Origin of the sequence: Xanthomonas sp. 3307, assembly GCF_014199735.1 — a bacterium.
GTDB classification, from domain to species: Bacteria; Pseudomonadota; Gammaproteobacteria; order Xanthomonadales; family Xanthomonadaceae; genus Xanthomonas_A; species Xanthomonas_A rydalmerensis.
The window spans coordinates 592,544-616,908 of record NZ_JACHOG010000003.1 but is presented as its reverse complement, the minus strand read 5'-3'; the positions used below and the strand labels follow the sequence as shown (position 1 = coordinate 616,908).

Here is a 24,365-nt window from a genome sequence, read left to right as displayed (position 1 = left end):
TGCCCGTGGCTTGCTCATGCGCCTGCTGCCGGCGCTGCTGCTGGCGTTGGCCGGCAGCGCCCATGCGGGTGGAGTGCGGATCAGCCCGACCCTGGTACAACTGGCCCCCGACGAGACCAGCACCGAGATCTGGCTCGACAATACCCAGGACCGCACCTGGCAGGCGCAGGTACAGGTCTATCGCTGGCAGCAGACCAACGGGCTGGAACAGTTGGACAGTACCGACGACCTCCATGCCAGTCCGCAGTGGATCACGATTCCGGCACAGGGGCGGCAACTGTTGCGCCTGGTACGCAGCGCCCCCGCCGATACCGCCGAGCGTGCCTACCGGCTGGTGGTGGAAGAACGCACCGCGCCGGCCGACGTTGCATCGGCACCCGCGGCGACGCCCCCTCCCCTGCTGCTGCGCTATTCCACGCCGGTGTTCCTAAGTGCATCGGACCCCGCGGCGGCGCCGCGCCTCAGCGTCCACCTGCTCGCCGGCGCGGGCGGGCCGGAGCTGGTGGTGCACAACCGCGGCAACGCCCACGCCCGGCTCAGCGACCTGAGCTTCATCGGCGCCGACGGCCATACCATGACCCTGTTCCCCAGCCTCGCCGGCTACGTCCTGCCCGGCGAATACAAGCGCTGGCCGCTGCCGGCCGCCGCGACCGCACCGGGCGGCCACTTCGCGGCACGGCTCGACGAGCAGTCACCGCTGCAGCCGCTGCCGGCCGAGTGAGCCACCCGGCGCATTGCGCCGCCCAGCGCCGCCAGGTATAGTGCGCGGCTTCGTCGTGCCTGTCATGTCCCGATGGACCGTCCACGCCGGACGCACCGGCGAATTCACACCTGCTGCCATCGCCCGTGCCGGGGTGCTCCGCAAGGAGTTCGGCCACGGAGACAGCAGGGAGGCCCAACCCCGGAATCGTCGTGCGGACCCACAAGGCCGCACCGTCATGCGCGCGCTTCACCCATTCCTGCCCGCGCACGGCCGGTTCCCCATCAGGAGTCACTGCAATGCCCCAGGTCACCATGCGTCAGATGCTGGAAGCCGGCGTCCACTTCGGCCACCAGACCCGCTACTGGAACCCCAAGATGGCGCCGTACATCTTCGGCGCGCGCGGCAAGATCCACATCATCAACCTCGAGAAGACGGTTCCGCTGTTCAACGACGCGATGAACTTCATCTCCAGCGTCGCGCAGAAGCGCGGCACCATCCTGTTCCTGGGCACCAAGCGCAGCGCCCGCGACGCGGTGAAGGAAGAAGCCGAGCGTTGCGGCCAGCCGTTCATGACCCAGCGCTGGCTGGGCGGCACGCTGACCAACTTCCGCACCGTCAAGCAGTCGGTGGCGCGCCTGAAGGAACTGGAAGCGGCCGAGACCGACGGCACCTTCGACAAGCTGGTCAAGCACGAAGTGCTGACCCTGCGCCGCGAGCGCGACAAGCTGGAAGCCTCGCTGGGCGGCATCAAGGAAATGAACCGCCTGCCCGACGCCCTGTTCGTCATCGACATCGGCCATGAAGACATCGCCATCAAGGAAGCCAAGAAGCTCGGCATCCCGGTGATCGCGGTGGTCGACACCAACTACAACCCGGACCTGGTGGACTACGCCATCCCGGGCAACGACGACGCCATCCGCGCCGTGCAGCTGTACGCCCGTGCCGCCGCCGACGCCGTGCTGGAAGGCAAGGCCGCTGCGCCGAACGCCGCCAGCGTGCGCGAGGAAGAGTTCGCCGAGGGCGGCGACGACAAGGGCCGCGGCCCGCGCAAGAACGGCAAGAAGGCCGAAGAGACCGCTCCCGCCGCCGAGTAACCGGCGCGCCATGCGACTGCGCGATCATGCGCAGCCGCCGCCCGGCGCGTTCGGCGCGCCCGGCTTCGCGAGCGCCGCCTGCGGCGCCCGCTCCCCAGATCTTCCGGCCGGCCGCAAGCCGGCCTTTTCCCACCTTTCGTGAGGACATCCCGTGGAAATCACTGCTTCCCTGGTCAAGGAACTGCGCGAGCGCACCGGCGCCGGCATGATGGAGTGCAAGAAGGCACTCACCGAGAACGCCGGCAACATCGACAACGCCGCCGAGTGGCTGCGCAAGTCGGGCCTGGCCAAGGCCGACAAGAAGGCCGACCGCGTCGCCGCCGAAGGCCGCATCGCGATGGCCCAGGACGGCGGCAAGGCGGTCCTGGTCGAAATCAACTCCGAGACCGACTTCGTCGCCAAGGACAACAACTTCCTGGCCTTCACCGACGCCGTGGTCCAGGCCGCGCTGACCTCCGGCGCCGCTGACGTCGAAGCGCTGAAGAGCGCCAAGCTGCCCGGCGGCGAGACCGTCGAGGAAGCCCGCGCCGCGGTCATCGCCAAGGTCGGCGAGAACGTGCAGGTGCGCCGCCTGGTGCGCATCGACAGCGCCAACAACGTCGCCGCCTACGTGCACGGCGGCCGCATCGGCGTGCTGGTCGAGGTCAAGGGCGGCGACGCCGACCTGGCCCGTGGCATCGCCATGCACATCGCGGCGATGAACCCGCCGCACATCAAGGCGTCCGACGTCCCGGCCGAGTTCGTGGCCAAGGAAAAGGAAATCGAGCTGGCCAAGATGTCGGAGAAGGACAAGGCCAAGCCGGCCGACATCCTGGAGAAGATCATCAGCGGCAAGATCGCCAAGATCGTCAACGAAGTCACCCTGTACGGCCAGCCCTACGTGCTGAACACCGACCAGACCGTGGAGCAGGCGGTGAAGGCCGCCGGCGCCGATGTGGTCGGCTTCCAGCGCCTGGCCGTGGGCGAAGGCATCGAGAAGGTGGTGGAAGACTACGCCGCCGAAGTGATGAAGCAGGCCGGCCTGGCCTGATCCCGCCCCCGGGAAGAAAAGAGCCGCGCATTGTCGCGGCTTTTTTTTTGCGGGTGTACGCTGCGCGGGCTGGGACAGGCCGCTGCCCCACCTCTTATTCCATGCCGTATCGGAAGTGCATGCATCCTGAACTCGAAGCGATCCTGAGCCACTCCCGCGACCTGCCCTCGCCCCCGGGCATCGCCCTGCGCATCATCGAACTCGCGCAGGATGCGGACGTGGATCTCGCTGCCACCGCCGATGCCATCGCCATGGACATGGCGCTGAGCGCGCGGATGCTGCGCATCGCCAATTCCCCGCTGTACGCCAGCCGGCGACGCATCGACAACCTCGGCCAGGCGCTGACCATGCTCGGCCTGAACGCCGCGCTGAGCCTGGCACTGGGCTTTTCGATGGTGCAGAGCCTGCGTGGCGACGCCAGCGCACCGCAGGAACGGCTGTGGCGGCGCAGCGTGCTGGCAGCCCTGGCCAGCCGCCTGCTCGGCCAGGCCGTCGGCCTGCGCAAGCACGAGGAACTGATGCTGGCCGGCCTGCTGCAGGATATGGGCGCACTGGCCCTGCTGCACGTCTGCCACGACCAGTACGCCGCACTGCTGCACGAGGCCGCCGGCGATCCGCAGCGGCTGAGCGCCCTGGAGCGCGAGCACCTGGGCGCCGACCACGCCGAGGTCGGCGCCTGGCTGGCGAAGAAATGGAAGCTGCCCGCCTACCTGCAGCGCAGCATCGCCAACGGCAACGATGCCGCGGCGAGCGAGCCCTTCGACATCTGCGTGCGCCTGTCCGGGCCGATTGCCGATATCTGGCTCAGCGAGGACACCGAAGCCGCGCGCACCTACGCCATGCAGCGCGCCTATCGCGACATGCAGCTGGACAGCCGCCGCTTCGACGAAGTGATCGGCCACATCGCCGAGGCGCTGCCGGCGGTCAGCCCGATCTTCGACGTGCGCATCGCGCAGCCGGAGCGGGTCGACGCGATCATCAGCCACGCCCGCGAACTGATGGTGCTGCGCAACCTGCGCGACGTGCAGGAAGCCAACCGCGTGCGCCAGCGCGCCGACGAATACGAGCAGCACGCCCGGCGCCTGGCCGAGCAGGCCAGCCGCGACGCCCTCACCGGCGTGTTCAACCGGCACCAACTGGACACCCTGCTGCAGCAGCAGTTCGAGCTGGCCAACCGCCACGACTGGCCGCTGTCGGTGGCCTTCATCGACCTGGACGATTTCAAGAAGATCAACGACGCCCACGGCCACCTGGTCGGCGACCAGGTGCTGCGCGCGTTCGCCCAGGCCCTGCAGCCGCTGGTGCGCAGCAGCGACATCGTGGCGCGCTTCGGTGGCGAGGAATTCCTGGTGCTGTTGCCCAACACCGGCGAAGACGCTGCGCTCGGGGTCATGCGGCGCATCCTGTCCGAGATCGCGCAGCGGCCGATGACCGAGACCAAGCAGGGGCCACTGCACATCAGCTTCTCCGCGGGCGTGGCCACCCAGGGCGGCCGCGAGCGCTTCAACAGCGCGCAGGAACTGCTGCAGGCGGCCGACGACATGCTGTACAGCGCCAAGCACGGCGGCCGCAACCGCGTCACCGCGCGCTCGTGCGGCGAGGTGCAACGCTGAAGCATCGCCGACGGCACAGACGCGCTGGCGCGCATCGGCTAAAATCGTGTGGTTTGCCCGTCATCCCCCAACGAGGTCGCCATGTCCCAGCTCGCCTATCGCCGTATCCTGTTGAAACTTTCCGGCGAAGCGCTGATGGGGGACGGGGACTACGGCATCGATCCCAAGATCATCAATCGCCTGGCCCATGAGGTGATCGAGGCGCAGCAGGCCGGCGCGGAAGTGGCGCTGGTGATCGGCGGCGGCAACATCTTCCGCGGCGCCGGCCTGGCCGCCGGCGGCATGGACCGGGTCACCGGCGACCACATGGGCATGCTCGCCACCGTCATCAACGCGCTGGCGATGCAGGACGCGCTGGAGAAGCTCGGCGCCAAGGTGCGGGTGATGAGCGCGATCAAGATCAACGACGTGTGCGAGGACTTCATCCGCCGCCGCGCGATCCGCCACCTCGAAAAGGGCCGCATCGCGATCTTCGCCGCCGGCACCGGCAACCCCTTCTTCACCACCGACTCCGGCGCGGCGCTGCGCGCGATCGAGATCGGCGCCGACCTGCTGCTGAAGGCGACCAAGGTCGACGGCGTGTACGACAAGGACCCGAAGAAGCACGCCGATGCGGTGCGCTTCGACAGCCTGACCTACGACGAGGTCATCGCCCGCAACCTCGAGGTGATGGACACCGCCGCCTTCGCCCTGGCCCGCGACAGCGACCTGCCGCTGCGCATCTTCAACATGGGCCAGCCCGGCGAACTGCTGAAGATCCTGCGCGGCGCCGAGATCGGCACGTTGGTGAAGGGTCGGGGCTGACGCCCCGACCCGGGATTGGGGATTCGGAATTGGGGATTCGCAAGAGCATTGCGCGCTGCAGCATCGCGCCTGCGGTAAGAGCCACCGCGGTGCATGCGCCTGAAGCGCGGCTTTTACGAATCCCCAATCCCGAATCCCCAATCCCGAATCCCCAATCCCGGCCCCACGCCTTTCCCGGCTATAATCGTCCGATTCAGATTCAGCACGGACACCGGCGATGCTCAACGAAATCAAGCAAGACGCACAGACCCGCATGGCCAAGAGCATCGACGCGCTGCGTCATACGCTCGTCAAGGTGCGCACCGGGCGCGCGTCGACCGCGCTGGTCGAGCACCTGAAGGTCAACTACTACGGCTCGGACATGCCGCTGAGCCAGGTCGCCAGCGTGGCCGTCGCCGATGCCCGCTCGCTGACCATCACCCCGTGGGAAAAGCAGATGGTCAGCGCGGTCGAGAAGGCGATCCTGGCCTCGGACCTGGGCCTGACCCCGAACACCGCCGGCACCACCATCCGCCTCAACCTCCCCGCCCTCACCGAGGAACGCCGCCGCGAGCTGTCCAAGGTCGTGCACGGCGAAGGCGAGGACACCAAGGTCGCGATCCGCAACATCCGCCGCGACGCCAACCAGCAGGTCAAGGATCTGCTGAAGGACAAGAAGGTCACCGAGGACGAAGCCCGCGCCAGCGAGGACGACATCCAGAAGCTGACCGACAAGGCGATCAAGGACGTGGACGAGGTGGTCAAGGGCAAGGAACAGGAACTGATGGCGGTCTGAGCCTGCGCCTGCCGGCCATGCCTTCCGACCCCGTCCCCATGTCCCTGCCCCGCCATCTGGCCATCATCATGGATGGCAACGGCCGCTGGGCGCAGCGCCGCCGTCGGCCGCGCGTGATCGGCCATCGCGCCGGCGCCCGCGCGGTCAACCGCACCATCGATTTCTGCCTGGAGCGCGGCATCGGCGCGCTGACCCTGTTCGCCTTTTCCAGCGAGAACTGGGGGCGCCCGCAGGAGGAAGTGGACGCGCTGATGAAGCTGTTCCTGCACGCACTCGACCGCGAGGTCGAGGAGCTGCAGCGGCGCGGGGTGCGCGTGCGCTTCATCGGCGACCGTTCGCGCTTCGCGCCGTCGCTGTGCGAGCGCATGGCCCAGGCCGAGGCGCGCACCCGCGACAACCAGGCCCTGCACCTGTCGATCGCCGCCAGCTACGGCGGCCGCCAGGACATCGCCCTGGCCGCGCGCGCGCTGGCCGAGGACGTCGCCGCCGGGCGCCTGCGCCCGGAGCAGATCGACGAGGATGCCCTGTCGGCGCGCATGGCGCTGGCCGACCTGCCGCCGCCGGACCTGTTCATCCGCACCGGCGGCGACCTGCGCATCAGCAACTTCCTGCTGTGGCAGCTGGCCTATACCGAACTGTGGTTCACCGAGACCCTCTGGCCCGAGTTCGGACCGGAGGTGCTGCAACAAGCCCTGGACGACTACGCCCGCCGCGAGCGGCGTTTCGGCCTCACCAGCGCGCAGGTCGCCGAAGCGGCGACGGAGAACGTTTCCGCATGACCCGTACCCGCGTCATCGCCGCGCTGATCATGGCCCCGCTGGCCATCTGCGCCATTCTGCTGCTGCCGACCCAGTGGCTGGTCGCGCTGGCCGCGTTGATCTTCCTGATCGGCTTGTGGGAATGGCTGAAGCTGGCCGAGGTCGACGACACCCTGCCGCGCACCATCCTGCTGATGCTCAACCTGCTGCTGATGGTGCTGCTGGTGTGGGCCTCGGCCGGCTCGCTGGTGCTGTTCCAGCTGACCACCCTGATCGGCGTCGGCTGGTGGTGCGCGGCGCTGCTGTGGCTGGGCTTCTACCGCTTCGGCTCCGACCACGCCACCTATGCGCGGGTGTTCAAGCTCGCCGCCGGCACCCTGGCGATCGTCCCGGCCTGGGCCGCGCTGGGCCTGATCCACGCCAGCGAACCGAACGGTCACCGCTGGCTGCTGACCGCGCTGGCCACGGTGTGGGCCGCCGATTCCGGCGCCTATTTCGCCGGCCGCCAGTTCGGCAAGCACAAGCTGGCGCCGCGGATCAGCCCCAACAAGACCGTGGAAGGCCTGATCGGCGGCTTGCTGGCCGGCCTGATCGTGGCCGCCGGCTTCGGCTGGCTGGCCGGGGTGAGCCTGCCGCACCTGCCCGGGCTGCTGATCGTGGCCGCGGTCAGCGTGCTGGCCTCGGTGGTCGGCGACCTGTTCGAAAGCCTGCTCAAGCGCCACGTCGGCGCCAAGGACTCGGGCAACGTGATTCCCGGCCACGGCGGCGTACTGGACCGGATCGACGGCGTGCTGGCGGCGCTGCCGATCTTCGCGCTGGGCAAGGACATCTTCGGGTTCTGAGGCCAGTGAACACGCAACGCAACAAGGCCGACACGGTGCGCACCATCGCCGTGCTCGGCGCCACCGGCTCGATCGGCGCCTCGGCGCTGGACGTGATCGCGCGCCATCCGCAGCGCCTGCGCGCCGGCGTGCTGGCGGCCGGGCGCAACGTCGACGCGCTGCTGGCGCTGTGCGCCACGCATCGCCCCGCCCATGCGGTGATCGCCGATCCGGCCCTGTACCCGGCACTGCGCGACGGGCTGCGCGCGGCCGGGCTGGCGACCCAGGCGCATGCCGGCGACGCCGCGCTGGACCAGCTGGTGGCCAGCGACGCCTGCGACAGCGTGGTCGCCGCCATCGTCGGCGCCGCCGGCCTCGCCTCGACCCTGGCCGCGGCCCGCGCCGGCAAGCGCCTGCTGCTGGCCAACAAGGAAGCGCTGGTGCTGGCCGGCGAGCTGGTCACGGCTGCCGCCGCGGCGGCCGGCGCCGAGATCATCCCGATCGACAGCGAGCACAACGCCATCTTCCAGTGCCTGCGTTCGCGCCAGACCGGCGCCGAAGTACGGCGTGTGCTGCTGACCGCCTCCGGCGGCCCGTTCCGCGGCTGGGACCGCGCGCGCCTGCAGGCGGTGACCCCGGCGCAGGCCGTTGCGCACCCGAAGTGGTCGATGGGGCCGAAGATCTCCGTCGATTCGGCGACGTTGATGAACAAGGGCCTGGAAGTGATCGAGGCCCACCACCTGTTCGCGCTGGCGCCCGAGCGCATCGAGGTGCTGGTGCACCCGCAGAGCCTGGTGCATTCGCTGGTCGAGTTCATCGACGGCTCGACCCTGGCGCAGATGGGCCTGCCGGACATGCGCACCACCCTGGCGGTGGGCCTGGGCTGGCCGGACCGGATCGCCTCCGGGGTCGCCGGGCTGGACCTGCTGGCGCAGGGCCGGCTGGATTTCGAGGCGCCTGATCTGGACGCCTTCCCCTGCCTGGGCCTGGCCTGGCGCGCGATGCAGGCCGGCGGCAGCGCCCCGGCGATCCTGAACGCGGCCAACGAAGTGGCTGTTTCAGCCTTTCTTCAGGGCCGGATCGGTTTCCTATCGATTCCTGCGCTGGTCGAGAACGCCCTGACCGAGCTGCCTGCGGTCGCGGCCGATTCCCTGGACGCATTGCTGGCGGCGGATGCGCAATCGCGCAAGATCACCGAACTCGCCATTGCCCGCCAATTCGCCCATGCTTGATTCCCACGCCGCCATGAGCCACGCGCATGGGTAATTTCTTTGGCTCCATCTGGTGGATGCTGGTCAGCCTGGGCATCCTGGTGACCTTCCACGAGTTCGGCCATTTCTGGGTCGCCCGCCGCTGCGGGGTCAAGGTGCTGCGCTTCTCGGTGGGCTTCGGCAAGCCGCTGTGGTCGCGCTACGACCGCCACGGCACCGAGTTCGCGATCGCCGCGATCCCGCTCGGCGGCTACGTGAAGATGCTCGACGAGCGCGAGGGCGAGGTGGCCCCGGCCGAGCGATCGCAGGCCTTCAACAACAAGAGCGTGTGGCAGCGCATCGCCATCGTCGCCGCCGGCCCCATCGCCAACCTGATCCTGTGCGTGGCGCTGCTGTGGGCCATGTTCGTGATCGGCAAGCAGGACTACGCGCCCATCGTCGGCCGCGCCGAGGGCCTGGCCCAGCAGGCCGGGTTCCAGCCCGGCGAACGCATCGTCCGCGTCGGCGACCGCGACGTCGCGACCTGGAGCGAGGCGGCCATGCAGCTGACCGTCGCCGCCATGGACCGCGAGGACGTGCCGGTGCAGACCGAGGACGCGCAGGACGGCGCCAGCCGCACCCATACCCTGCGCCTGTCGCAGCTGCCGGTCGGCTTCGACGAGCAGCAGGTGCCGGCCCTGGCCGGCCTGACCTGGCGCTTCACCCTGCAGCCGGCGGTCATCGCCAACGTCGCCGCCGGCTCGGCCGCCGACGGCGTGCTGCGCCCCGGCGACCGCGTGCTGGCGGTGGACGGCGCCCCGATCACCAGCGCCGACCAGGTCGCGCCACGGGTGCAGGCGCTGGGCCGCGACGGCGGCAACGGCCTGATCGAGGTCGAGCGCAACGGCGAGCGGCTGGCCCTGGAGGTTCATCTCAAGCCGACCACCGGCCCCGGCGCGCCGAGCTGGAAGCTGGGCGTGGGCATCGGCGAGCAGCGCCGGCCGGCCTACGACGCCACCCTGCGCTACGGCCCGCTGGCGGCGATCCCGGTCGCCTTCCGCGAGACCGGCCGGCTGGCCGGCGACACCCTCGGCATCCTGCGCCGCATGCTGACCGGCGAGGCCTCGCTGAAGAACGTGTCCGGCCCGATCACCATCGCCAAGGTCGCCAACGTCTCGGCCAAGCAGGGCCCGGACTGGTTCCTGAATTTCCTGGCCCTGCTGTCGCTGAGCCTGGCGATCATGAACCTGCTGCCGATCCCGATCTTGGACGGCGGGCACTTGCTGTATTACCTTATCGAGTTGGTCAAGGGCAGCCCGCTGAGCGAGCGCGCCATGGCGGCAGGGCAGTTCGTGGGCCTGACGTTGCTGGCAGGACTGATGGGGTTGGCGTTCTACAACGACCTCTTCGGCCAGGCACTGCGATGACCCGCGCCGATCCACTCGACCCGCTGTCGTCTTGCGCCGGCGCCCATGCAACAACGATATCGACCTCTACCGGACGTGACATGACGAGATTTCCCACTCGCCGCCTGCTTGCCCTCGCCCTCGCCGCCAGCCTCAGCCTGCCGGCCATGGCCCAGGTAGCGGAGCCCTTCACCGCCAGCGACATCCGCGTCGACGGGCTGCAACGCATTTCGTCCGGCACCGTGTTCACCTACCTGCCGGTGGAACGCGGCGACAGCGTGGACGAGGCCAAGGTCGCCGAGGCGATCCGTGCGCTGTACCGCACCGGCTTCTTCGAGGACGTGCGCGTCGACCGCCAGGGCAACATCCTGGTGGTCACGGTCAAGGAACGTCCGGCGATCAACAAGCTGACCGTCACCGGCAACAAGGACATCAAGAGCGAGGAACTGCTCAAGGGCCTGTCCGACATCGGCCTCAGCGAGGGCGGCACCTTCGACCGGCTGAGCCTGGACCGGGTGACCCAGGAGCTGACCCGCCAGTACAACAACCGCGGCAAGTACAACGTCGAGATCACCCCGACGGTGAGCCCGCTGGACCGCAACCGCGTCGACGTGGCCATCGCGATCAAGGAAGGCAAGGCGGCCAAGATCCGCCACGTCAACCTGATCGGCACCGAGAAGTTCCTCAACCAGGACATCATGGAGAACTGGGAGTCGCGCGAGCACAACTGGCTGTCCTGGTACCGCCGCGACGACCAATACTCCAAGGAAAAGCTGTCCGGCGACCTGGAGAAGCTCAACTCCTGGTACCTGGACCGCGGCTACGTCGACTTCAGCGTCGACTCCACCCAGGTCGCGATCAGCCCCGACAAGCGCGACATGTACCTGACCGCCGGCATCACCGAAGGCGAGCAGTACAAGATCTCCGACATCAAGGTCACCGGCGACACCATCCTGCCGCAGGAAGAGATCGAGAAGCTGGTGATCCCCAAGCCGGGCGACACCTTCTCGCGCGCGCTGCTGGAATACAGCTCCGACGCGATCACCAACACCCTGAGCAACATCGGCTACGCCTTCGCCAAGGTCACCCCGATCCCGACCACCGACCGCGAGAAGCGCACGGTGGCGGTGAACCTGCAGGTGACCCCGGGTCCGCGCGTGTCGGTGCGGCGCATCGTGTTCCGCGGCAACACCCGCACCTCCGACGAAGTGCTGCGCCGCGAAATGCGCCAGTTCGAGGACACCTGGTACTCGCAGGCCGCGATCGACCGCTCCAAGATCCGCCTGCAGCGCCTGGGCTACTTCGAGTCGGTGGACGTGGAAACCCCGCCGGTGCCGGGCAGCAACGACAAGGTCGACGTGGTCTACAACGTCAAGGAGACCACCTCGGGCAGCTTCACCTTCGGCCTGGGCTACTCGCAGACCTACGGCGTCACCACCTCGGTGCAGCTGTCGCAGAACAACTTCCTCGGCGGCGGCAACCGCGTCTCGGTGGACGCCTCGCGCAGCAGCTACCAGGAGCGCTACGCGTTCTCCTACACCAATCCGTTCTTCACCGACGACGGCGTGTCGCTGGGCTACAACCTGTCGTGGCGCAAGCTGGACTACTCCGACTTCGGCACCGCGCAGTACAACAGCACCAACGGCGCGGCGCAGGTGATCTTCGGCGTGCCGATCACCGAGACCGACAGCGTCTCGCTGATGTTCGGCGTGGACAGCAACCAGATCACCACCTATCCCGGCTTCACCCCGCAGGCGATCATCAACTACATCGACGCGATGGGGACCAAGACCTTCCACGCCTGGCGCAGCGAACTGGGCTGGGCGCGCGACACCCGCAACGACTACTTCATGCCGACCCGCGGCATGTACCAGCGCGTGGGCCTGGAAGCCACCCTGCCCGGCTCGACCGTGGAGTACTGGAAGCTCAACTACCAGATCTCCAAGTACTGGCCGATCTCGCCGGCCCTGGTGCTCAATACCCGCGCGGAGTTCGGCTACGGCGACAGCTACGGCAGCGACGTGTCGCGCGACATCTGCGGTGTCACCGTGCCCGATGCGCAGGGCACGCCGGTCTACAACCCGCAGGCCTGCGACGGCACCAACCTGGTCCGCCGCGTCACCGCCTCGGGCCTGCCGTTCTACGAGAACTTCTACGCCGGCGGCACCAACTCGGTCCGCGGCTTCGAGGACAACACCCTCGGCCCGCGCTCGGAGGCCACCGCCTCGTACAGCCGCGGCCAGCCGCTGGGCGGCTCGTTCAAGACCGTGGGTTCGGCGGAAATGTACTTCCCGAAGCTGTTCGACAGCCCGTCGGCGCGCATTTCGGCGTTCGTGGACGTCGGCAACGTGTTCAACGGCGTGGACAATTTCAAGTCCAACGAACTGCGTGCCTCCACCGGCATCGCGTTGCTGTGGCGCGCGCCGGTCGGTCCGATCTCGATCAGCTATGCGGTTCCGCTGAAGAAGGAAGACAACGACGAGATCGAGCGTCTGCAGTTCACCTTTGGTGGTCAGTTCTAAAGAACTGCCCACCCGCTGCCAGGGCGTTGCCCTGGCAGCCAGGTTTTCGCGACGCGAAAACCTGCTGGGGCGTGGCCTGCCTAATCCCCGCGCCTTCGGCGCGCCCCGAGCGCGTCACCGCATTCGCGCTGACGCCCCACGATTCGCGTTGCGAATCGCGGGCCCCGGCTCATTACTCTCCGAATCCCCACGCCTTCGGCGCGCCCCCTTTACCAAAGGGGGCTTTGCTCCAGCAGGCTGATCCTCACCTGTAGATTGATCGAGTCTGTTCGAGACGGTGTTGCGCGAGCGGGTCACGCGCCCTACGCGGCCGTACGTATGACCGTGTCGATGGCACACGGTAGAATCCCCCGGTGAATACTTCGACCTATACCGCTGACGAGATCGCCGAGCGTTTCGGCCTGCAGGTGCATGGCGACGGCAGCGTCGCGGTGCATGGCGTGGCCACGCTGGCGCAGGCCGGCCCGGGACAGCTCAGCTTCCTGGCCAATCCCCGCTATCGCGCACAACTGGCCGACAGCACCGCGGCGATCGTGGTGCTGCGTGCCGACGACGCCGAGGCCGCGCCGGGCACGGCGCTGATCGCGCGCGATCCGTATGTCGCCTTCGCCAAGATCGCCGCGCTGTTCGACGTGGCGCCGGCGCGTCCGCCGGGCGTCCATCCCAGCGCCAGCATCGATCCCAGCGCACAGGTGGCGCCCACCGCGCACATCGGCGCCTTCGTCAGCATCGGCGCGCGCAGCGTGGTCGGCGATGGCTGCGTGATCGGCCCCGGCTGCGTGATCGGCGAAGACTGCCAGGTCGGCGCCGGCAGCGAACTGATCGCCCGCGTCACCCTGGTCACCCGGGTGCGCCTGGGCCAGCGCGTGCGCGTGCATCCCGGCGCGGTGCTCGGCGCCGACGGCTTTGGCCTGGCGATGGACGCCGGCCGCTGGATCAAGGTGCCGCAGCTGGGCGGGGTCAGCATCGGCGACGATTGCGAGATCGGCGCCAACACCTGCGTGGACCGCGGCGCGCTGGAAGACACCACCCTCGAAGAAGACGTGCGCCTGGACAACCTGGTGCAGGTCGCGCACAACGTGCACATCGGCGCGCACAGTGCCATCGCCGGCTGCACCGGCATCGCCGGCAGCGCCAAGATCGGCCGCTACGTGATGCTCGGCGGCGCGGTCGGCGTGGTCGGCCACCTGGAGATCTGCGACAAGGTCGTGGTCACCGGCAAGTCGGTCGTGCGCAACTCCATCCACGAGCCGGGCGAGTACTCGTCCGGCACCCCATTGACCGACAACCGCACGTGGCGCAAGAACGCCGCGCGCTTCAAGCAGCTCGATGCCCTGGCCCGTCGCATCCTGTCTGTCAGCAAGGAGAAGGAATGAGCCACGATCAGCCCCTGCCGGACATCGCCCAGATCCGCGCACTGCTCCCGCACCGCTACCCGTTCCTGCTGGTGGACAAGGTGGTCTCGCTGGATTTCGAGAACCGCCGGATCGTCGCGCACAAGAATGTGAGCATCAACGAACCGTACTTCCAGGGCCATTTCCCGGGCCAGCCGATCATGCCGGGCGTGCTGATCATCGAGGCGCTGGCGCAGGCCGGCGGCATCCTGACCCAACTGGCGATGGGCCGCGACGCGCAGTCCAAGCTGTTCTACATGGTCAAGGTCGACAACGCCCGCTTCAGCGCCCAGGTGGTGCCAGGCGACGTGCTGGAGCTGCACGTGGAGATCAAGCGGGTGATCCGCAACATGGCGGTGTACTACGGCGAAGCCAAGGTCGACGGCAAGGTCGTGGCCTGCGCCGAAGTGCTGTGCGCCGGCACCCGCGAATGACCCTGGCAGGAGATCTGCGATGAGCGCCAACGCCCCACTGATCCACCCGTCAGCCGTCATCGACCCTGCGGCGACGCTGGCGGCCGACGTGCGCGTCGGCGCCTTCACCGTGATCGGCGCCGAGGTGGAGATCGGCGAAGGTTGCGAGATCGGCTCGCATTGCAGCATCGTCGGCCCGACCCGGCTCGGCCGCGACAACCGCCTGGTCGGCCACGTCGCGCTCGGCGGCGACCCGCAGGACAAGAAGTTCGCCGGCGAACGCACCGAACTGGTGATCGGCGACCGCAACGTGATCCGCGAGTTCGTCACCATCAGCCGCGGCACCGGCAGCGGCGGCGGCATCACCCGCGTCGGCAGCGACAACTGGTTCCTGGCCTACACCCACGTCGCCCACGACTGCATCGTCGGCAACCACTGCGTGTTCTCCAACAACACCACCCTGGCCGGGCACGTGGAAGTGGGCGACCACGTGATCATCAGCGGCTTCGCCGGCGCGCATCAGTTCTGCCGGATCGGCGATCACGCCTTCCTCGGCATGGGCGCGCTGATCAACGGCGACGTGCCCCCGTTCACCATGGTCGGCGGCAATTCGCTGGGGCGCCCGCGCGGCATCAACAGCGAAGGCCTGAAGCGCCGCGGCTTCGATCCCGAGCGCGTGGCCGCGATCAAGCGCGCCTACCGCGCGCTGTACGTTGCCGGCCTGCCGCTGGCCGAGGCCAAGCACCAGCTGGCGGTGCTGGCCGAAGGCAGCGAGGACGTGCGCGCGATGCTGGAATTCATCGAATCCAGCGAGCGGCCGTTGTTGCGATGAATGCCGGGATTCGGGATTCGGGATTCGGGATTGGTAACGGCGCTGATAGCGCCGCTTCCGCTGTTGCGAATCCCCAATCCCCAATCCCCAATCCCCGCGCAGCGCCGCTGCGCATCGCGCTGGTCGCCGGCGAAGCCTCCGGCGACCTGCTGGGCGCGGGGCTGATCGAGGCGCTGCGCGCGCGCTACCCCGACGCCGAGTTCGCCGGGGTCGGGGGCGAGGCGATGCGCCAGGCCGGTTGCCAGACCTGGTTCGACGCCAGCGAGCTGGCGGTGATGGGCCTGCTGGAAGTGCTGCGGCACCTGCCGCGCCTGCTGAAGCTGCGCCGCGCGCTGCGCGAGCGGCTGCTGGCCTGGCGCCCGGACGTGTTCGTCGGCATCGACGCCCCCGATTTCAATCTCGGCGTGGAGCGCTGGCTGAAGCAGCGCGGGCTGCGCACCGTGCATTACGTCAGTCCGTCGGTGTGGGCCTGGCGCGAGCAGCGCGCGGCCAAGATCGGCGCCAGCGCCGACCGGGTGCTGTGCCTGTTCCCGATGGAGCCGCCGATCTACGCCAGGCACGGCGTGGACGCGCGCTTCGTCGGCCACCCCATGGCCGACGCGATCGCGTTGCACGAAGACCGTGGCGCGGCGCGCGCGGCTCTCGCTGTGCCCGCCGACGCACCGGTGCTGGCGGTCCTGCCGGGCAGCCGCCTGGGCGAGATCGGCAAGCTCGGCGACACCTTCTTCGCCGCCGCCGCACGGGTGCTGCAGCAGCTTCCGAACGCGCGCGTGCTGGTGCCGGCCGCCAATGCCGCGTGCAAGACGCTGATCGCCGAGCAACTCGCGCGCTCGGCCTTGCCGCCGGCCGCCACCCAGGTGCTGGACGGCCAGGCGCGCGCCGCGCTGCTGGCCGCCGACGCGGTACTGCTTGCCTCCGGCACCGCGACCCTGGAAGCGATGCTGGTGAAGCGGCCGATGGTGGTCGGCTACAAGGTCGCCCCGCTCACCTACCGCATCGTCAAGGCGCTTGGGTTGCTGAAGGTGGACCGCTACGCCCTGCCCAATATCCTCGCCGGCCATGACCTGGCGCCGGAGCTGATGCAGGACGCCTGCACCCCCGACGCGCTGGCCACCGCGCTGCTGCACTGGCTGCGCGATCCGCAAGCGGTGGCGGCGCTGCAGCCCGAATACGAACGCCTGCATCTGCTGCTGCGCCAGGACGCCTCGGCGCGGGCGGCCGATGCGGTGCTCGAGTTGCTTGAGAGCCGGGAGTCGGGAGTGGGGATTCGGGATTCGAGAGAAGCAAAGGCATGAAGCGCCCAGACTCCCCATCGCCGCAGCAGGAACTGCTCTGCGAATCCCCACTCCCCAATCCCCAATCCCGGCTCTACGCCGGCGTCGACGAAGCCGGCCGCGGGCCCCTCGCGGGGCCGGTGGCGGTGGCGGCGGTGGTGTTCGATCCGGCGCGTACCCGCATCAACGGGCTGGACGATTCCAAGCAGCTGACCGCGGCGCGCCGCGAGACGCTCTATGCGCGCATCGTCGAGCGTGCGCTGGCCTGGCAGGTGGTGTTGATCGAGGCCGAGGAGATCGACCGCCTGAACATCTATCAGGCGACCATGCTGGGCATGCGCCGCGCGGTCGAGGGCGTGGCACACGTGGCAGGCTTCGCCCGCATCGACGGCAACCGGGTGCCCAAGGGCCTGCCTTGCGCCGCGGAGGCGCTGGTCGGCGGCGACGGCCTGGACCGCGCGATCATGGCCGCCTCGATCGTCGCCAAGGTCACCCGCGACCGGATCATGCAGCGCCTGCACGACGAACACCCGCACTACGGCTTCGACCTGCACAAGGGCTACGCCACCCCGGCGCACCTGGCCGCGCTGGCCGCGCACGGCCCCTGCGTCCACCACCGGCGCAGCTTCGCGCCCGTGCGGATGGCCCTGGAGGGCCGGGATTCGGCAGTGGGGATTCGGGATTCGATGGAATCGCTGCAGCTGGCGTAGGACGTTCAGCGGAATCCCGGGCAATCGCGCGCACTCAACGCCCAGTGAGACCGCAACGAATCCCCAATCCCTACTCCCGAATCCCCGCTCCCACCTGTCAAGCCTTGCCCGGCTCGGCCCCCGCCGCTACCCTGCCCGGGCATCGCTCTGGTTCCGCATGTCCACTTCCCGCTTCGCCCATCTGCACATCCACACCGAGTTCTCGCTGGCGGATTCGACCATCCGTGTGCCCGAGAAACCGGATCAGGCTGACCCGAAGAAAGCCAAGCAGGCCAACCTGCTCAGCCGCGCGGTGGAGCTGGACCTGCCGGCGCTGGCGGTCACCGACCTCAACAACCTGTTCGCGCTGGTCAAGTTCTACAAGGCCGCCGAGAGCGTAGGCATCAAGCCGATCGCCGGCGCCGACCTGCTGATCGCCGACGGCACCCAGGCGCCGTGGCGGCTGACCGTGCTGTGCCGCAACCGCGACGGCTACCTCAGCCTGTCGCGTCTATTGACCCGCGCCTGGCTGGAAGGCCACCGCAACGAAGGCGGCGTGGCGCTGCGCCCGGAATGGCTGCAGACCGGCAGCGACAACCTGTTCGCCCTGGCCGGCCGCGAGAGCCTGGCCGGGCGCCTGGCCAGCGAAGGCCGCCACAACCTGGCCGAGCAGCAACTGGCCGACTGGCAACGCATCTTCGGCGACGGCCTGCACCTGGAACTGACCCGCACCGGCCGCGACGGCGAGGAGGCGTTCAACCAGTTCGCCCTGCACGCCGCCGGCACCCGCGGCCTGCCGGTGGTCGCCAGCAACGACGTGCGCTTCCTGTACGCCAGCGACTTCGCCGCGCACGAGGCGCGCGTGTGCATCTCCTCCGGCCGCGTGCTCGACGATCCCAAGCGCCCGCGCGACTACAGCGATCAGCAGTACCTGAAGTCGGCCGAGGAAATGGCCGCGCTGTTCGCCGACATCCCCGACGCGATCGACAACACGCTGGCGCTGGCAAAACGCTGCAACATCGAGATGCAGCTGGGCACCTACTTCCTGCCCGCCTACCCGGTGCCCGACGACGAGACGCTGGACAGCTGGATCCGCAGCCAGTCGCGCGACGGCCTGGCCGCGCGCCTGGAAAAGAATCCGCTGGCGCCCGGCAAGACCCGCCAGGACTACGTGGACCGGCTCGAGTTCGAGCTGGACACCATCATCAAGATGGGCTTCCCCGGCTACTTCCTGATCGTGGCCGACTTCATCCAGTGGGGCAAGAACCAGGGCATTCCGATCGGCCCGGGCCGCGGTTCCGGTGCCGGCTCGCTGGTGGCGTGGGCGCTGCAGATCACCGACCTGGATCCGCTGCCGTACAACCTGCTGTTCGAGCGCTTCCTCAACCCGGAACGCGTGTCGATGCCCGACTTCGACATCGACTTCTGCATGGATCGCCGCGACGAGGTGATCGACTACGTGGCGCGCAAGTACGGCCGCGACCGGGTCAGCCAGATCATCACCTACGGCACCATGGCGGCAAAGGCGGTGGTGCGCGACTGCGGCCGCGTGCTCGGCTTCCCGTACGGCCTGGTCGACGGCGTCGCCAAGCTGATCCCCAACATCCTCGGCATCACGCTGAAGGATGCGATGGGCGAAGGCAAGGACAGCGAGATGGCCTCGCCGGAGCTGATCCAGCGCTACCAGGCCGAGGACGACGTCCGCGACCTGATGGACCTGGCGCGGCAGCTCGAGGACCTGACCCGCAACGCCGGCAAGCACGCCGGCGGCGTGGTGATCGCGCCGACGCCGCTGTCGGACTTCTGCCCGCTGTTCGCCGAACACGACGTCGACAACTTCGGCAAGAACCCGGTCACCCAGTTCGACAAGGACGACGTCGAGCAGGTCGGCCTGGTCAAGTTCGACTTCCTCGGCCTGCGCACCCTGACCATCATCGACTGGGCGGTGAAGGCGATCAACGTGCGCCACGCGCGCGCCGGCATCCCGCCGGTGGAGATCGCCGCGATCCCGCTCGACGATGCGCCCACCTACAAGGGCATCTTCGCCTTGGGCAACACCGGCGCGGTGTTCCAGTTCGAATCCTCGGGCATGCGCCGGCTGCTGAAGGACGCCCGCCCCGACCGCTTCGAGGACCTGATCGCGCTGGTGTCGCTGTACCGCCCCGGCCCGATGGACCTGATCCCCGACTTCAACGCGCGCAAGCACGGGCAGCAGGAGATCGTCTATCCCGATCCGCGCACCGAAGCGATCCTGCAGGACACCTACGGCATCATGGTGTACCAGGAGCAGGTGATGCAGATGGCGCAGATCGTCGGCGGCTACTCGCTGGGCGGCGCCGACCTGCTGCGCCGCGCGATGGGCAAGAAGGTGCCAGCGGAAATGGCCAAGCACCGCGAGATCTTCCGCGAGGGCGCGGCCAAGGGCGGCGTCGGCGAGGCCAAGGCCGACGAAATCTTCGACCTGATGGAGAAGTTCGCCGGCTACGGCTTCAACAAGTCGCACGCCGCCGCCTACGCGCTGGTCAGCTACCAGACCGCGTGGCTGAAACGCCATTACCCGGCCGAGTTCATGGCGGCCACGCTGTCCTCGGACATGGACAACACCGACAAGGTGGTCGGCTTCCTCGACGAGGTGCGCAACCTCGGACTGACCGTGCTGCCGCCGCGCATCAACGCCTCGGCCTACATGTTCGAAGCGGCCACCCCGGACACCATCCAGTACGGCCTGGGCGCGATCAAGGGCGTGGGCCGCGGCGCCTGCGAGGCGATCGTGGCCGAGCGCGAGCGCGGCGGCGAATACGCCTCGCTGCTGGATTTCTGCACCCGCGTCGAATCGGCCAAGCTCAACAAGCGCACGCTGGAAGCGATGATCAACGCCGGCGCGATGGACGGGCTGGGCAGCAACCGCGCCACGCTGATGCTGCAGTTGCCGGAGGTGATGAAGGCCACCGAGCAGATGGCGCGCGAGCGTGCCTCCGGGCAGAACTCGCTGTTCGGCGGTGCCGACACCAGCGCCCCGGCGCTGCGCCTGGACCTGCCGGAGAGCAAGGAATGGCCGCTGGGCCAGTTGCTGGCCGGCGAGCGCGAGACGCTGGGCTTCTACCTCAGCGGCCATCCGTTCGACCCGTACCGCGACGAAATGCGCGAACTGGTCGGCTGCGACCTGAGCGCGCTGGAGAAGATCTGCGCACAGTCCGGCGGCGGCCGCAGTGGCGGCGGCGATGGCGAGAAGCGCGCCTGGCGTCCGGAGGTCAGCGCGATCCTCGCCGGCCAGGTGGTCGGCGTGCGCCGCAAGGGCGACAGCCAGGTGTTCGTGCAACTGGAGGACGGCCGCGGCCGCATCGAATGCAGCGCGTTCTCCGACGCCATCGCCGAGTTCGGCCACCTGCTGACCCGCGACCGCATCCTCATCGTCAAGGGCGGCGTGCGCGAGGACGAATTCAACGGCGGCTACGCGATGCGCATCCGCCAGTGCTGGGACTACGAACAGATCTGCACGCACCACGCGCAGCGCCTGTCGCTGCGCCTGGACCTGCGCCAGCGCAGCGCCTGGCCGCGCATCGACGGCCTGCTGGCCCGCCACCGCCCGGGCAAGACGCCGCTGCGCCTGGACCTGCTGCTGCAGTCGGCGCAAGGCGGCATCGCCGGCATGCTCGACCTCAACGGCAGTCATTCGGTGCGTGTGGATCCGCAGCTGCTGGACGCACTGCGCGGCGACCCGGCGGTGCGCGCGGTGAAGGTCAAGTACAGCCCGCCGTGGGCGAGCTGACCCGCGCTGCAAGCCGAATCTACCGTCTCTTTTTTCCCTACGTTCTGGATATCCGCGTGCGCTTTTTGCTTCTGTCCTGCTGCATTTTGTTGTTGACCGCCTGCGGCAAGGGTCCGCAAACCTTCCGCTTCGACAATCCGACCGGGCAGGCCTTGCCGATCCAGGTCGATGGACAGCCGCACAGCATCCCCGCACATGCCGAACTGGCCCTGGAACTGGCGCCGGGCGCGCACACCCTGCAGACCGCGCAACTCGGACGCGTGCCCTTCACCGTGTACGCCGATCACGACGGCGCCCTGGTCAACCCCACCCTGTCGGATTACTACTGGGTCGACGAGGTCTACTGGACCAGCACCGCCAAGCCGCGCGAGTTCCAGGGCGATGCGGTGGTCGAGGTGCGGGGCGTGGCACTGAAAGGCCGCTACGGGCAAGTCCACGACTTGTTCATCGTCAAGGACTGGGACTTCGACGTGCATACCCCATTCCCCGAGAACGCCGTCGGCGCAGTCGACAGCAGCGGCGGCCGGCGCATGCGCAAGATTTTCGCGCCCGACGACTTCGTCGCCTACGTCGAGAGCAGCCACGATGCCCCTGGCTATGTCGCGGCGCATCAGCCACGCGATTGGCAGCCGCCGCAGCGCCGGGTCACGCCCGCGGCCGAACGCCTGCCGGCCTTGCCGCCAGTGATGGAGGCGCACGCCGGGCCGCTGCGCGCGCTGGTCAATGCCTACCTGCATGCGACCGATCCGGCCGAGCAACAGCGCCTGCGCAAGACCTACGTATCCACGCAGATCGACTTTACCCATGCCACCGCGCGCCTGTTCAGCGGCCTGTCGGTGGACGACAACAAACGCGTCAACGCCTTCGTCGAGGGCGTCAGCCAGATCATGACCAGCCCCGCGCTGGTGACCGGCCCCTGAGCCGAGTCACCGGACGGCCGCGTACGGGTCGCCACGCGGCATTCGGCTAAACTCCACCACATTCACGTTCACCACGGCGTCCAATGAACCCGAACTACCTCGACTTCGAGCAACCCATCGCCGATCTGGAAGCCAAGATCCAGGAACTGCGCAACGCCAGCACCGGCCCGGCGGTCAACGTCGACGCGGAGGTGGGCGCGCTGGAGGACAAGCTGCGGGTGCGTACCGCGCAGATCTTCCGCGACCTGTCCTCGTGGCAGATCTCGCAGCTGGCGCGGCATCCGCAGCGCCCGTACACGCTGGACTACATCAACGTGTTCTGCGACGAGTTCCAGGAGCTGGCCGGCGACCGCGCGTTCGCCGACGACAAGGCCATCGTCGGCGGCCTCGGCCGCATCGACGGCCGCGCGGTGGTGATCATCGGCCACCAGAAGGGCCGCGACACCAAGAGCAAGATCGCACGCAATTTCGGCATGCCGCGTCCGGAGGGCTACCGCAAGGCGCTGCGCCTGATGAAGCTGGCCGAACGCTTCAAGCTGCCGCTGCTGACCTTCATCGACACCCCCGGCGCCTACCCCGGCATCGGCGCCGAGGAGCGCGGCCAGAGCGAGGCGATCGCACGCAACCTGCTGGAGATGGCCGAACTGAAGGTGCCGGTGATCTGCACCGTGATCGGCGAAGGCGGCTCCGGCGGCGCGCTGGCGATCGGCGTGGGCGACCGCACCCTGATGCTGGAGTACGGCACCTACTCGGTGATCTCGCCGGAAGGCTGCGCCTCGATCCTGTGGAAGGACGCGTCCAAGGCCAAGGACGCCGCCGAACAACTCGGCCTGACCGCCAAGCGCCTGTCCGCGCTGGGCCTGGTGGACAAGGTGATCCGCGAACCGATCGGCGGTGCCCACCGCAACCCGACGCAGATGGCCAAGCGTCTGAAGGCGGTCCTGCTCAACGAACTGGACGCGCTGGAACAGCTGCCGATCGAGCAACTGCTGCAGAAGCGCTACGAGCGCCTGCGCGGCTACGGCGCCTACGAGACGGCGTGAGGCGCCAGTCGCCGCGCGCGGCGACTCGGGATTGGGGAATCGGGATTCGGGATTCGCAAAAGCGGGGCCTTCCGCTCCAGTGTTGATCGCGGCAACCCATAACACGTCGGCGCCGGGGAACTCGCTGTTACGAATCCCCAATCCCGAATCCCCAATCCCCGCTCAAAACGGCTTGGCCAACACCAGCCAGATCACCACCAGCAGTCCGAGCACCGGCAGTTCGTTGAACAGGCGCAGCGCGCGCGAGGACGGCAGCGGCTGTGCCTGGCCCACGCGCTTGAGCCAGCGGCCGGTGAAGATGTAGTAGGCCAGCATCAGCGCCACCAGGCCGAGCTTGGCGTGCAGCCAGCCGCTGTGGCCGGGCGCGACCATGGTCGGGAAGTCCGGCAGCACCTTGTAGCCCAGCCACAGCGTCAGCCCCAGCAGCAGCGCCAGGCCGAACATGCTGTGGCCGAAGCGGTACAGGCGCCGCCCCATCAGCGCCAGGCGTTCCTGCACCTGCGGCTGGCCCGCGCTCTCGGCGACGTTGACCAGGATCCGCGGCAGGTAGAACACCGCCGCCATCCATGCGATCACGAACAGCAGATGCAGGGACTTGATCCACAAATAGAGTTGCATGCGCTGGCTCCGGGTCGCTGGCGTAGGATGTGCGGCCATTTTCGCCGATTCGTCCGGCGCCCGCACGGATCACACGCGCTCATGAGCAAACAGTACGACGCCGACTACTTCCAGCGCTGGTATCGCCGCGACGGCATCGGCGATGCCGCGCGCCTGACGCGCAAGGTCGCCCTCGCCGTGGCCCAGGCCGAGTACTACCTGGAACGGCCGATCCGCAGCGTGCTCGACATCGGCTGCGGCGAAGGCGCCTGGCGCGCGCCGCTGCTGAAGTTGCGGCCGAAGCTGCGCTATCTCGGCTTCGACAGCAGCGACTACGCGGTCGCCCGCTATGGCCGCCACCGCAACCTGCACCCGGCGCGCTTCGGCGATTTCGCCTGGCTGCGGCCGTGTGCGCCGGTGGACCTGCTGGTGTGCTCGGACGTGCTGCATTACGTGCCCAGCCGCGAGTTGCGCCAGGGCCTGCCCGGCCTGGTGGAGTTGTGCGGCGGCGTGGCATTCCTGGAGACCTTCGCCGCCGAAGACGACTTCGACGGCGACCACGCCGGCTTCCAGCCGCGCGCGGCGCGTTGGTACCGGCGCCAGTTCGGTGCGCTCGGGCTGCGCCCGGTGGGCAGTCATTGCTGGCTGGCGCCAGCGTTGGCGGGGGATGCGGCGGCGCTGGAGACGATTGGTCTGGTGCCCCATTAAGGTGCAAACA

21 protein-coding genes are annotated in these 24,365 nt (G+C 68.7%); 20 read left to right on the top strand and 1 reads right to left on the bottom strand.

Annotated features, from left to right (window positions below; translation table 11 throughout):
* Positions 1-16 precede the first annotated feature (16 nt).
* The 19 genes from GGR64_RS11185 to GGR64_RS11095 all read left to right on the top strand — a co-directional run bounded on the left by GGR64_RS11185 (position 17) and on the right by GGR64_RS11095 (position 23,050).
* Complete coding sequence (locus tag GGR64_RS11185; protein ID WP_184645920.1) at positions 17-721, top strand: fimbria/pilus periplasmic chaperone; 705 nt, start codon at positions 17-19, stop codon at positions 719-721.
* A 278-nt stretch (positions 722-999) separates the two neighbouring features.
* The gene (gene rpsB, locus GGR64_RS11180) at positions 1,000-1,797 is read left to right on the top strand and encodes a 30S ribosomal protein S2 (RefSeq protein WP_017908839.1); all 798 of its coding nucleotides are present in this window, start codon (positions 1,000-1,002) and stop codon (positions 1,795-1,797) included.
* 151 nt (positions 1,798-1,948) lie between these two features.
* On the top strand, positions 1,949-2,827 hold the full coding sequence (gene tsf / locus GGR64_RS11175) for a translation elongation factor Ts (protein WP_160970852.1): 879 nt from the start codon (positions 1,949-1,951) through the stop codon (positions 2,825-2,827).
* 119 nt (positions 2,828-2,946) lie between these two features.
* Positions 2,947-4,440: a GGDEF domain-containing protein gene (locus GGR64_RS11170; protein WP_184645824.1), complete on the top strand. Its 1,494-nt coding sequence runs from the start codon at positions 2,947-2,949 to the stop codon at positions 4,438-4,440.
* A gap of 81 nt (positions 4,441-4,521) precedes the next feature.
* Complete coding sequence (gene pyrH, locus GGR64_RS11165) at positions 4,522-5,244, top strand: UMP kinase (protein WP_160970848.1); 723 nt, start codon at positions 4,522-4,524, stop codon at positions 5,242-5,244.
* Between the two features lie 217 nt (positions 5,245-5,461).
* Positions 5,462-6,019 carry a ribosome recycling factor gene (gene frr, locus GGR64_RS11160; RefSeq protein WP_160970846.1) on the top strand — a complete coding sequence of 186 codons (558 nt, stop codon included), beginning with the start codon at positions 5,462-5,464 and terminating at the stop codon, positions 6,017-6,019.
* A 38-nt stretch (positions 6,020-6,057) separates the two neighbouring features.
* On the top strand, positions 6,058-6,798 hold the full coding sequence (gene uppS / locus GGR64_RS11155; protein ID WP_160970844.1) for a polyprenyl diphosphate synthase: 741 nt from the start codon (positions 6,058-6,060) through the stop codon (positions 6,796-6,798).
* A complete protein-coding gene (locus GGR64_RS11150) occupies positions 6,795-7,619 on the top strand; it encodes a phosphatidate cytidylyltransferase (protein WP_184645822.1) in 825 nt (274 codons plus the stop codon). The genes uppS and GGR64_RS11150 overlap by 4 nt, the downstream gene beginning before the upstream one ends.
* A 5-nt stretch (positions 7,620-7,624) precedes the next feature.
* Positions 7,625-8,830 (top strand): 1-deoxy-D-xylulose-5-phosphate reductoisomerase, encoded by a 1,206-nt coding sequence (dxr, locus tag GGR64_RS11145; protein ID WP_184645820.1) that lies wholly within the window; start codon positions 7,625-7,627, stop codon positions 8,828-8,830.
* A 26-nt stretch (positions 8,831-8,856) separates the two neighbouring features.
* Positions 8,857-10,215: an RIP metalloprotease RseP gene (gene rseP / locus GGR64_RS11140; RefSeq protein WP_184645818.1), complete on the top strand. Its 1,359-nt coding sequence runs from the start codon at positions 8,857-8,859 to the stop codon at positions 10,213-10,215.
* Between the two features lie 80 nt (positions 10,216-10,295).
* On the top strand, positions 10,296-12,716 hold the full coding sequence (gene bamA, locus GGR64_RS11135) for an outer membrane protein assembly factor BamA (protein ID WP_184645817.1): 2,421 nt from the start codon (positions 10,296-10,298) through the stop codon (positions 12,714-12,716).
* A 353-nt stretch (positions 12,717-13,069) separates the two neighbouring features.
* A complete protein-coding gene (lpxD, locus tag GGR64_RS11130; RefSeq protein WP_184645815.1) occupies positions 13,070-14,092 on the top strand; it encodes a UDP-3-O-(3-hydroxymyristoyl)glucosamine N-acyltransferase in 1,023 nt (340 codons plus the stop codon).
* A complete protein-coding gene (gene fabZ, locus GGR64_RS11125) occupies positions 14,089-14,544 on the top strand; it encodes a 3-hydroxyacyl-ACP dehydratase FabZ (protein WP_160970832.1) in 456 nt (151 codons plus the stop codon). The genes lpxD and fabZ overlap by 4 nt, the downstream gene beginning before the upstream one ends.
* 19 nt (positions 14,545-14,563) lie before the next feature.
* Complete coding sequence (gene lpxA / locus GGR64_RS11120) at positions 14,564-15,355, top strand: acyl-ACP--UDP-N-acetylglucosamine O-acyltransferase (RefSeq protein ID WP_160963990.1); 792 nt, start codon at positions 14,564-14,566, stop codon at positions 15,353-15,355.
* A complete protein-coding gene (gene lpxB, locus GGR64_RS11115; protein ID WP_184645813.1) occupies positions 15,352-16,650 on the top strand; it encodes a lipid-A-disaccharide synthase in 1,299 nt (432 codons plus the stop codon). Before lpxA ends, lpxB begins: the two co-directional genes overlap by 4 nt.
* Positions 16,647-17,339, top strand: a complete 693-nt coding sequence (locus GGR64_RS11110; RefSeq protein WP_184645812.1) for a ribonuclease HII — start codon at positions 16,647-16,649, stop codon at positions 17,337-17,339. The genes lpxB and GGR64_RS11110 overlap by 4 nt, the downstream gene beginning before the upstream one ends.
* Before the next feature lie 157 nt (positions 17,340-17,496).
* A complete protein-coding gene (gene dnaE, locus GGR64_RS11105; RefSeq protein ID WP_184645810.1) occupies positions 17,497-21,087 on the top strand; it encodes a DNA polymerase III subunit alpha in 3,591 nt (1,196 codons plus the stop codon).
* Positions 21,088-21,143: 56 nt separating this feature from the next.
* A complete protein-coding gene (locus tag GGR64_RS11100) occupies positions 21,144-22,007 on the top strand; it encodes a hypothetical protein (protein WP_184645808.1) in 864 nt (287 codons plus the stop codon).
* A gap of 83 nt (positions 22,008-22,090) precedes the next feature.
* Positions 22,091-23,050, top strand: coding sequence for an acetyl-CoA carboxylase carboxyltransferase subunit alpha (locus GGR64_RS11095; protein WP_160969946.1), 960 nt, complete (start codon positions 22,091-22,093; stop codon positions 23,048-23,050).
* 162 nt (positions 23,051-23,212) lie between these two features.
* Here the strand turns inward: GGR64_RS11095 and GGR64_RS11090 are convergent, their stop codons facing one another.
* Positions 23,213-23,668 carry a CopD family protein gene (locus GGR64_RS11090; protein ID WP_160969948.1) on the bottom strand — a complete coding sequence of 152 codons (456 nt, stop codon included), beginning with the start codon at positions 23,666-23,668 and terminating at the stop codon, positions 23,213-23,215.
* 81 nt (positions 23,669-23,749) lie between these two features.
* Here GGR64_RS11090 and GGR64_RS11085 point away from each other — a divergent pair, with 81 nt between their 5' ends.
* Positions 23,750-24,355, top strand: a complete 606-nt coding sequence (locus GGR64_RS11085; RefSeq protein WP_160969950.1) for a class I SAM-dependent methyltransferase — start codon at positions 23,750-23,752, stop codon at positions 24,353-24,355.
* The last annotated feature ends 10 nt before the right edge of the window (positions 24,356-24,365 follow it).

Excerpts from the sequence above, each read along its gene's own strand:
- GGR64_RS11185 (WP_184645920.1), top strand. The coding sequence starts at position 17 with ATGCGCCTGCTGCCGGCGCTGCTGCTGGCGTTGGCCGGCAGCGCCCAT.
- rpsB (WP_017908839.1), top strand. The coding sequence starts at position 1,000 with ATGCCCCAGGTCACCATGCGTCAGATGCTGGAAGCCGGCGTCCACTTC.
- GGR64_RS11170 (WP_184645824.1), top strand. The coding sequence starts at position 2,947 with ATGCATCCTGAACTCGAAGCGATCCTGAGCCACTCCCGCGACCTGCCC.
- pyrH (WP_160970848.1), top strand. The coding sequence starts at position 4,522 with ATGTCCCAGCTCGCCTATCGCCGTATCCTGTTGAAACTTTCCGGCGAA.
- frr (WP_160970846.1), top strand. The coding sequence starts at position 5,462 with ATGCTCAACGAAATCAAGCAAGACGCACAGACCCGCATGGCCAAGAGC.
- uppS (WP_160970844.1), top strand. The coding sequence starts at position 6,058 with ATGTCCCTGCCCCGCCATCTGGCCATCATCATGGATGGCAACGGCCGC.
- GGR64_RS11150 (WP_184645822.1), top strand. The coding sequence starts at position 6,795 with ATGACCCGTACCCGCGTCATCGCCGCGCTGATCATGGCCCCGCTGGCC.
- rseP (WP_184645818.1), top strand. The coding sequence starts at position 8,857 with ATGGGTAATTTCTTTGGCTCCATCTGGTGGATGCTGGTCAGCCTGGGC.
- bamA (WP_184645817.1), top strand. The coding sequence starts at position 10,296 with ATGACGAGATTTCCCACTCGCCGCCTGCTTGCCCTCGCCCTCGCCGCC.
- fabZ (WP_160970832.1), top strand. The coding sequence starts at position 14,089 with ATGAGCCACGATCAGCCCCTGCCGGACATCGCCCAGATCCGCGCACTG.
- lpxA (WP_160963990.1), top strand. The coding sequence starts at position 14,564 with ATGAGCGCCAACGCCCCACTGATCCACCCGTCAGCCGTCATCGACCCT.
- lpxB (WP_184645813.1), top strand. The coding sequence starts at position 15,352 with ATGAATGCCGGGATTCGGGATTCGGGATTCGGGATTGGTAACGGCGCT.
- GGR64_RS11110 (WP_184645812.1), top strand. The coding sequence starts at position 16,647 with ATGAAGCGCCCAGACTCCCCATCGCCGCAGCAGGAACTGCTCTGCGAA.
- dnaE (WP_184645810.1), top strand. The coding sequence starts at position 17,497 with ATGTCCACTTCCCGCTTCGCCCATCTGCACATCCACACCGAGTTCTCG.
- GGR64_RS11095 (WP_160969946.1), top strand. The coding sequence starts at position 22,091 with ATGAACCCGAACTACCTCGACTTCGAGCAACCCATCGCCGATCTGGAA.
- GGR64_RS11090 (WP_160969948.1), bottom strand. The coding sequence starts at position 23,668 with ATGCAACTCTATTTGTGGATCAAGTCCCTGCATCTGCTGTTCGTGATC.
- GGR64_RS11085 (WP_160969950.1), top strand. The coding sequence starts at position 23,750 with ATGAGCAAACAGTACGACGCCGACTACTTCCAGCGCTGGTATCGCCGC.